Source organism: Azospirillum aestuarii (assembly GCF_016632405.1).
Lineage (GTDB): Bacteria > Pseudomonadota > Alphaproteobacteria > Azospirillales > Azospirillaceae > Azospirillum > Azospirillum aestuarii.
The window spans coordinates 1-6981 of record NZ_JAEPIV010000070.1 but is presented as its reverse complement, the minus strand read 5'-3'; the positions used below and the strand labels follow the sequence as shown (position 1 = coordinate 6981).

Genomic DNA, 6981 nt, shown 5'->3' with positions numbered 1-6981 from the left:
CCCGGCAGCGATCAGCAAGGCGCGGAAGCGGATCATCTCCGCCAGCGTGTGCTGGATGCGCTCGGGCGCGCGCGGGTCCTCTATGCAGTGCGCCAGGCGCTCGCAGATCCCAAGCCGCCGATCGATCTCGGCCAACAGCAGAACGCCGGCGTCGGAGGTGAGACGGCCGCCATCGAAGGCCGCGTGAACCGGCTTGCCGGCAACCGGTGACAAGTCGGGCAGAACCCCGGTACTCTCGGCCATGGCGGGCGTGAACTCCGTTGATCCGTGGTGAGACTGCTTCAGCACCAGAATCATACACGAACTCAGCGGCTTAACCTCGCGCCCGCCACCCCCAGCTTCAGCTTCGGTGAATTATCCGGGTTAGCCGCTCTTACGCCAGCCCCAACGCAAAGTGGTCAGGACAGCGTGAAGGCGAGATAGCTGTTGTCGCCCACTTGACCCGCCGTGACGATGAGCGCGCCCGAACTCTTGCCCGCAATTGTCATACTCATATCGATGCCGCCCTTGCCGTCCAGGTCGATGTGCGCGGTGGCCCCCTTGGCGCCTTCGGCGCCGGACATCTCCGCCCAAGTGATCTTAGAAGTGCCCTCCCTCCAACCCCAGGCGGTGATCCACTCGCCCTTCTCCAAATCCGTCACCGTGGACCAAGTGACACCGCCGCCGCGGCCATCGACGAAGAAGGTGTCATTGTCGGGGCCGCCGGTCAGGAAGTTGGAGCCGAGGCCGCCATCAAGGACGTCATCACCACGGCCACCATCGATAGCATCGTCGCCCCCTCGGCTGTTCAAGAAGTCGGCAAAGTCGCTCCCTACCATGGCCTCCCAACCTTCTCCTCCAATGTACATATTTTTTAGCCATGCGACCGGGCCTGAATAGTTGTCCATTAGAATAGCACCACTATCATCCCCACTTGTAATAAGCAACCTTCGATCAAAGGCGACAGACTCGTAGTTATGAACAATAATGTTTGTCTTTTGATAAGCTGGTTCAGGATCAGCTACTTTCTTTGCATTGGAGTTCAACCTTAAAATTTGAGGGTTCCACAGTTCATATCCATTTGGTGCAGAGAAAATTGAATCTATCTGGAGCTTTCCATCCTTACCTCTATTGTCAAAAATCTTGACATCTCCGTCGCAGACGGATACGACAATCGCCGTATGCAAGTATTCTTTACCACTGCCATACCGATGGTAGTAATTGATAATATCACCAGGAATCAGAACTTCTAAGAACTCTTTTGCTGTGAAATTTGAGGTGTATACCTTTCCCTTAAAAGCATCCTTTTTCTCTTCATAATAGCTATCATTTGCCAGATCTGTGAAGTTATTTATTTTTGCTTCTAGATTTTCATTATAATTACCCTGCCCACCGCCCCAATAATATCCGGACTCTCTTATAAGATCCTTTACAGCACTCACACATTGATCATTTGCATATCCTTTTCTGCCTTCGTCTGATCCATTTTTTTCTACAAACTTAATAGCATTTTTAATAATCGATTCCTGAGCATCACTCAACTGCGAGCAATTACCCTCTATCGTCTTTATAGGATTACTAGGCTCCTGAACACTAGATTCCTTAACATACGTCCTGATTGGCGTTCCAGGCGCCTTATCGTACGCAGTAATATCTCCGTCATATGCATTTACAGTAAACACATCTTCGAAATTTGCATCAGCTCCTAAGAATGTAACTCGAGCAAGTAAATCATATATATTATTACCATACTTGTTATAAGCGGAATTACTATTGTTAATTGTTGTCAGAGTTAATGTTTGTCCGGCAGGAATATTTTTTCCATCAAACTGCAACCTTGCTCCATAATCAGTGTTATCTCGTATATAAACCTCTTTAATAACGCCGTCTGGATCAAAAACACTAAAAAAGTCACTGAAATTATAAAGCTTACCCGCTTCAAAAGCATTACCAATAAAGTCGACAACAGGCCTAGAATTAATAGCTGTTGTAGATGATGTTTCTATAACATAGACGTTTCCGCCAATATATGCGTGATCCTTTCCATCTGTCGCATTTACAAAGAAGCTGTCCTTTGTCGCAAACAATGCTGACTCCACATAAACTCTACTCAATGCATCGTTAATATTGCTGCTATAAACAACAATTGAAGAGTTTGACTTACCGTCGACACTAGTAATCAACAAGTTGTTGTTATAAACATACCCAATTCCGCTGACATATATTTGTGATCCTCCAAAAGTATTATCCTTTATGGCAACTGCCATAATTTTATCGCCATCTGGGTCAGAGAATGAAAATAAATCAGACAACGGGACCATAACCCCTTGCCTAAGAACAGTATTTTTAAAAATAATCTGCGGCAATTTATTCGTGGTCATTTTCGGTCCTCCGCTAGCATTAAATTTAAAGTTTACGCTTATGAACGACTATAACAATAGATCGAGCCTTGTTGAAAGCGCTTTCTTTGAAATATTATTCCTATATCTAGAGTTATCCATGGAAGATTCGTTCCGTTGGAGATGCAGAGGAACAGCTCGTAATGACGGCCCAAGCGGAAATCATACAAAAGTGTGGAATACCCTAAGCACGGTAGACATGAAGTCATTGAACAGACCCCTTTTAATTTCCCCGGCCGTCCATGCCACCCAGCGCCCCTCTGCCACCGCACGAAGATGGAGTCGCAGTCCCTGAGCGGAGCGGGCCGTTGCGAAGGAGAACAGATCATCGGGCATGCGCCACCTCCACCGCCAGCCTGTCGATGTTGCAGCGATGGACGGCGAAGGTCAGCGCCACGATCTCCGGATTGTCCGCCCACCGCTCCCCCGGCTTGTCGTGCAGGCTGTTCCAGAGGCAGTAGAAGGCGCCGCGAGCGTCGCTGCCGGCGAGGACCGGGTTCCGGTCGAACCACCAACCATTCGCGCATTCTGCGGCACCTTCCGCCCGTGCATCACATTCGCTGATGTCCTGGAGCCGCTGGAACCGGGAGTCCTCCACCACCAGCGTGATCCGGCTGGCCCAGCGCGGCATGTGCATCGCCGGCTTCCAGGTGAAGCCCGTCCCGCCTCCCCAGTAGGCCATGTTGTCGTTGCCGGGCTTCTCAAAGGTCGCGCGGTCTGCCCGATCTTGTCGAAGACACGCTTGACCCGGCCCGTGCCGGTCTTGCCGTCCTCGCGCCACCGGCCGAACAGCCAGTGGTTTTCGCGCACCCATAACCGGTCGCCCGGCTGGGCCTTGGCGAGCGGGCTGGACGCCAGCCGGCGGGTCTGCGTCTTCAGGTCTGCGAGCTGCGCCCGCACCATGGCCTCGCTGAAGATGATCGGAATGTCCTTCGGCTGGCGCGGCGTCACGGAATCAAGCGGCATGGGGTTCCCCCTGGTTGGTGGCAGCCGACGCCGCGGCGCGTGCTTCGCGCAGCCACCGGACGAGGTTGCGGGTGTGGATCAGAAGCATCAGGACCTCGACGTGGATCATCCCCCACATGCCGTCGTGGATGACGAGCGTGGTCCACAGCAGCGTCGAGACCAGCCCAATCACCGGGCCGGCCAGCACCTTGCTCCCCATCAGCCAGTGGGTGAGCATGGAGAAGGTGCTGGCGAGGAACTGAAGGACGTAGGAGACGGTGAGCGTCACAATGAAGACGTGCCCGGCGATGATGATCTCGATCATGGGGCCACCCCCGGCGGCAGCGTCTTCATGCTGAAGCCCGGCAGATTGTCGAAGCGGAAGGCGGAGCCCTGGACCGAACGCAGCATGACCTCGGACGAGATCCAGCGCCGCCCCAGTTCCTGCGCGACCGAGCCGGTGACGTTGCTCCCGGCCATGGGGTCGTAGACGGTCTCGCCCGGCGCCGTGCAGGTCAGGATGATCGAGCGAGGGACCTCCGCCGGGAACTGGGCGCTGTGCCGCGGCAGGCCGGCGGCCCGGCAGCGGCGGCTGTAGGCGTCCATGCCTGGCGCACCCGCGGCGACGATCAGGTTTCCAGGCAGCGCGCCGGCCCCCTTCGGTTCGAACGCCTCTTCCCGGATATCGTAATCGGAGGGGCGTTTCAGCGTCCTGCCCTTCTGCTTCCGCTCCCACCAACGGTGGGTGTCCGGGCTGAATGGCACCGGTGGAAGCCGCGTGATGTCCCAGGACGGATTCGCCGCCTTGGACAGCAGGACGACATGCTCGACCTGCCGCTTCGGCCGGACCTTCGCCTTGGATGTCCACTGGATGTTACCGATCCTGGTCGGGCTGAACCACGGCATCCGCCCGGCCAGATGGAGACCACATTCATCGATGGCGCTCAGCACGTAGCGCTCGACGTAGGGCGACAGCGCCGGGGAGCCCGGCACATGGACGTCGCCCAGGTTCAGGGCCAGCGTCCCGCTGTCGGTCAGCAGGTCGCGCCACAGCGCCGTCAGGCGCCGCATCCAGTCCAACCACTGCGGGACATCCATGCGACCGTAATCGCGCGTTACCACCGGATACGGCGGGCTGGTCAGGATCAGATCCACCGATTCCGGCTCGATCACGGATGCCGCATCCTCGGCATGCGCCCACAGCGCGACACCGAGGTCCGTCGAGTAGATCAGCAGCGTGACGCCGCGCCGGGCACGCAGCAGCTTCGCGTGGCCGGGATCGGCAAGCTCCCAGACGCCGCGGGTGCCGTCGGCGATCAGCCCTTCCATCACGGCGGTCTGCCGGGCCCAGCGAACCTGCTGGTCGAACACCCTGTAGCTTTGACCATCGCTACAGGTCCGGCGCTCCTGGCGGAGACCATCCGGAACACCGAGGCGCGTGGCGAGCTGCTGGTAGAGGTCGCGGGGTCGCGCCTTGCCGCCGGCTTCCTCCAGCGCTTCCAGAAGCGGGAGTTGCAGCATGCCCTGGAGCGATGCCTTGCTGGTCTGCTTCCGGGCCTCGGCTTCGGTGGACTCTCCCCTGTGGACCCGGCGGGCGCGGGCCTTCAGCGCGGCGGCACTCGGGGTGGGGGCCTTCAGATCCTCGCTCATCGTCCCCTCCTCCCGCTGCCGGCTGTCGCCCCGTATTCCCGATCCGCGATCCGGTTCACGAATTCCCGTTCCAGATCGTCCTTCAGCATGTCGGGAAAAATGACGATGACGCCGGTCTCCGTCCGGCCGCGTTTGGCAGCCTCACGGGCGCCGACGCGGGTGGTGTGCAGCCTGCCCAGCGGGCACGATGGGGGCTTCGGCGCGCCTCTGGTCATGCGGCCTCCACAGCGCCGAGGATTTCGTCCACCAGGGCCTTCGGCGCCGTGGAGCCGGGCTTCCCGGGCTGAGGCCCCCATCGGTCGTCCCAGGTGCGGGAGTCCCGATAGCGGGTGAGCCGCTGGCGCCAACGGGCGACATCTGCGTCCGCCGCAACCGCAGGGCCAACGGGGGCGCCCTGCCGGGGCCGGGAATCAGGCGGTGGACCAGCGTGCGCCTTGCGGAACTTCGCGATCTCGGTGTCCAGGCTGAGGTTGAACGCGCTCAGACTGTTCGGCGGCGGCTTTCCGAATTGGCGCGCGTCCTCCGCGGCGCCGATCATGCCACGCTCGATCGTTTCCAGGAGGAGCGCGACGGGCGCGCCCTTGGCCACGTACTGGACGGCCTGGGTTTCGAGGGTCATCCGGTTGGCGGGAAGACGGCTGTCACCAGGGAAATGTTTCTCCCGGCTCGCCAGAAATCCATCCACCACCGCCACCACCTCTGGCGAGACGGTCCTTGCGGGTTTGGCGGCGGGGGTAGGGGGTGGTTGTTTTCCGTTTAAGTTTCCATTTCTATTTGTCTCCGTTGCGGACCCCTGACGGAGTCCGTTTCCCTCCGAAACGGAAGCAGGTGGATTCCGTTGGTCATCCGTTCCGGATTCCGCATGGAGTCCGTTTCCCGACCGTTCCTGATCCGTGACGGTATCCGTCCCGGCACCGTTTCGGTTCAAGGTTGGATCGGTTGCGGCGTCCGTCTGCCTTCCGTTCGCCTCCGCAGTTTTCGCTTCGCGCTTGGTGCGCCTAGCTTCGGCCGCGGCTTCCGTCGCCGGCTTCGTCTGCGTTTTGGTTTTGCGGGACTTCTCCCACACCTCGATCACCACCTCGGCGACAACGGGGTGGTACCAGCGTCCATCATTGCAGAGAACCCGGCCCGTGCCGGACATGATGTCGGCCTTGATAGCCTCCCATTCATCCGGGGGGCACATCGCGGCGTCAGCAAGAAGATCATCATCATCCGGCAGGCTGCCGGCTTGCTCATGGCTCGTGAACGCCTCGGTCCACATATTCATGAGGTAGAAGCCGTGCGCCGGCCGACGCTTGCAGCGCACCCAGGTCCGCGACTTGCGGAGCCGGGTGACGTAGAGCGGCATGTAGTGGCAATGCAGACAGGCGGGCAGCGCGGTTCCGTGACAGGCGGTCCTGCGTTCGTCCATAACCCTTCCCCGTCATGAGCCGGCCTTGGGGTCTGGCACCGGCTGGAGAGGGAGATGGCGTGCCGCGACATCGTTTGTTGCCCGACACGGAGTTACGGCGGCTTCTTGGTATTCCCGCGGATCGGGATGCTTTGGCGCGTCGCTTCACGCTCACCCCGTCGGTTCAGGATCTCGTTCTGACACGGCGGGGCGCGGCCAACCGGCTGGGCTTTGCCGTGCAACTGGCGCTGCTTCGGCATTCCGGCCGCGCGCTTGCCCAGATCGAGGAACCGCTCGACGCTCTGGTCGCCTGGATCGCCACCCAGATCCATGTGCCGGCGCACCTGTTCACCGATTATGCGCGCCGACCCCAGACGATGACCGATCATGCCCGGCAACTCGCCGCCATGCTCGGGTTGCGGCCATCGACCAATCTCGATCTTCCCTTCATGATCGAAGCGGCCGCCCAGGCCGCCTGGACCACGAACAGGCCGGAACCGATCGTCACAGCCATCGTCTCCGCCCTCCGCTCCCAAAACTTCATCCTGCCGGCATGAGCTATGCTGGAATCTGGGTGATGACGGTCTGAGGAGGGCGGCGTATCGAGGTGGGTGACCA

Annotated in this window: 8 protein-coding genes; 1 reads left to right on the top strand and 7 read right to left on the bottom strand. The window is 59.2% G+C overall.

What is annotated here, in order from left to right; genetic code table 11:
* From JJL56_RS32450 to JJL56_RS32420, 7 genes are all read right to left on the bottom strand, one after another.
* A partial coding sequence (locus JJL56_RS32450) for a transposase (protein ID WP_247891381.1) occupies positions 1–243 on the bottom strand: 243 nt, incomplete at its 3' end.
* Positions 244–398: 155 nt separating this feature from the next.
* The gene (locus tag JJL56_RS32445; RefSeq protein WP_247891380.1) at positions 399–2360 is read right to left on the bottom strand and encodes a hypothetical protein; all 1962 of its coding nucleotides are present in this window, start codon (positions 2358–2360) and stop codon (positions 399–401) included.
* Positions 2361–2703: 343 nt separating this feature from the next.
* Positions 2704–3060, bottom strand: a complete 357-nt coding sequence (locus JJL56_RS32440; RefSeq protein WP_200487887.1) for a hypothetical protein — start codon at positions 3058–3060, stop codon at positions 2704–2706.
* Positions 3061–3333: 273 nt separating this feature from the next.
* Positions 3334–3648, bottom strand: coding sequence for a hypothetical protein (locus JJL56_RS32435; RefSeq protein WP_200487886.1), 315 nt, complete (start codon positions 3646–3648; stop codon positions 3334–3336).
* Positions 3645–4973 (bottom strand): site-specific DNA-methyltransferase, encoded by a 1329-nt coding sequence (locus tag JJL56_RS32430; RefSeq protein ID WP_200487885.1) that lies wholly within the window; start codon positions 4971–4973, stop codon positions 3645–3647. Before JJL56_RS32430 ends, JJL56_RS32435 begins: the two co-directional genes overlap by 4 nt.
* The gene (locus JJL56_RS32425; protein WP_200487884.1) at positions 4970–5188 is read right to left on the bottom strand and encodes a hypothetical protein; all 219 of its coding nucleotides are present in this window, start codon (positions 5186–5188) and stop codon (positions 4970–4972) included. The genes JJL56_RS32430 and JJL56_RS32425 overlap by 4 nt, the downstream gene beginning before the upstream one ends.
* Positions 5185–6384: a DUF1376 domain-containing protein gene (locus JJL56_RS32420; RefSeq protein WP_200487883.1), complete on the bottom strand. Its 1200-nt coding sequence runs from the start codon at positions 6382–6384 to the stop codon at positions 5185–5187. Before JJL56_RS32420 ends, JJL56_RS32425 begins: the two co-directional genes overlap by 4 nt.
* 59 nt (positions 6385–6443) lie before the next feature.
* On the opposite strand from JJL56_RS32420, the gene JJL56_RS32415 reads away from it, so the two are divergent.
* Positions 6444–6920, top strand: a complete 477-nt coding sequence (locus JJL56_RS32415; protein ID WP_200487882.1) for a DUF4158 domain-containing protein — start codon at positions 6444–6446, stop codon at positions 6918–6920.
* Positions 6921–6981: the final 61 nt, after the last annotated feature.

Excerpts from the sequence above, each read along its gene's own strand:
- JJL56_RS32430 (WP_200487885.1), bottom strand. The coding sequence starts at position 4,973 with ATGAGCGAGGATCTGAAGGCCCCCACCCCGAGTGCCGCCGCGCTGAAG.
- JJL56_RS32435 (WP_200487886.1), bottom strand. The coding sequence starts at position 3,648 with ATGATCGAGATCATCATCGCCGGGCACGTCTTCATTGTGACGCTCACC.
- JJL56_RS32425 (WP_200487884.1), bottom strand. The coding sequence starts at position 5,188 with ATGACCAGAGGCGCGCCGAAGCCCCCATCGTGCCCGCTGGGCAGGCTG.
- JJL56_RS32420 (WP_200487883.1), bottom strand. The coding sequence starts at position 6,384 with ATGGACGAACGCAGGACCGCCTGTCACGGAACCGCGCTGCCCGCCTGT.
- JJL56_RS32440 (WP_200487887.1), bottom strand. The coding sequence starts at position 3,060 with ATGGCCTACTGGGGAGGCGGGACGGGCTTCACCTGGAAGCCGGCGATG.
- JJL56_RS32445 (WP_247891380.1), bottom strand. The coding sequence starts at position 2,360 with ATGACCACGAATAAATTGCCGCAGATTATTTTTAAAAATACTGTTCTT.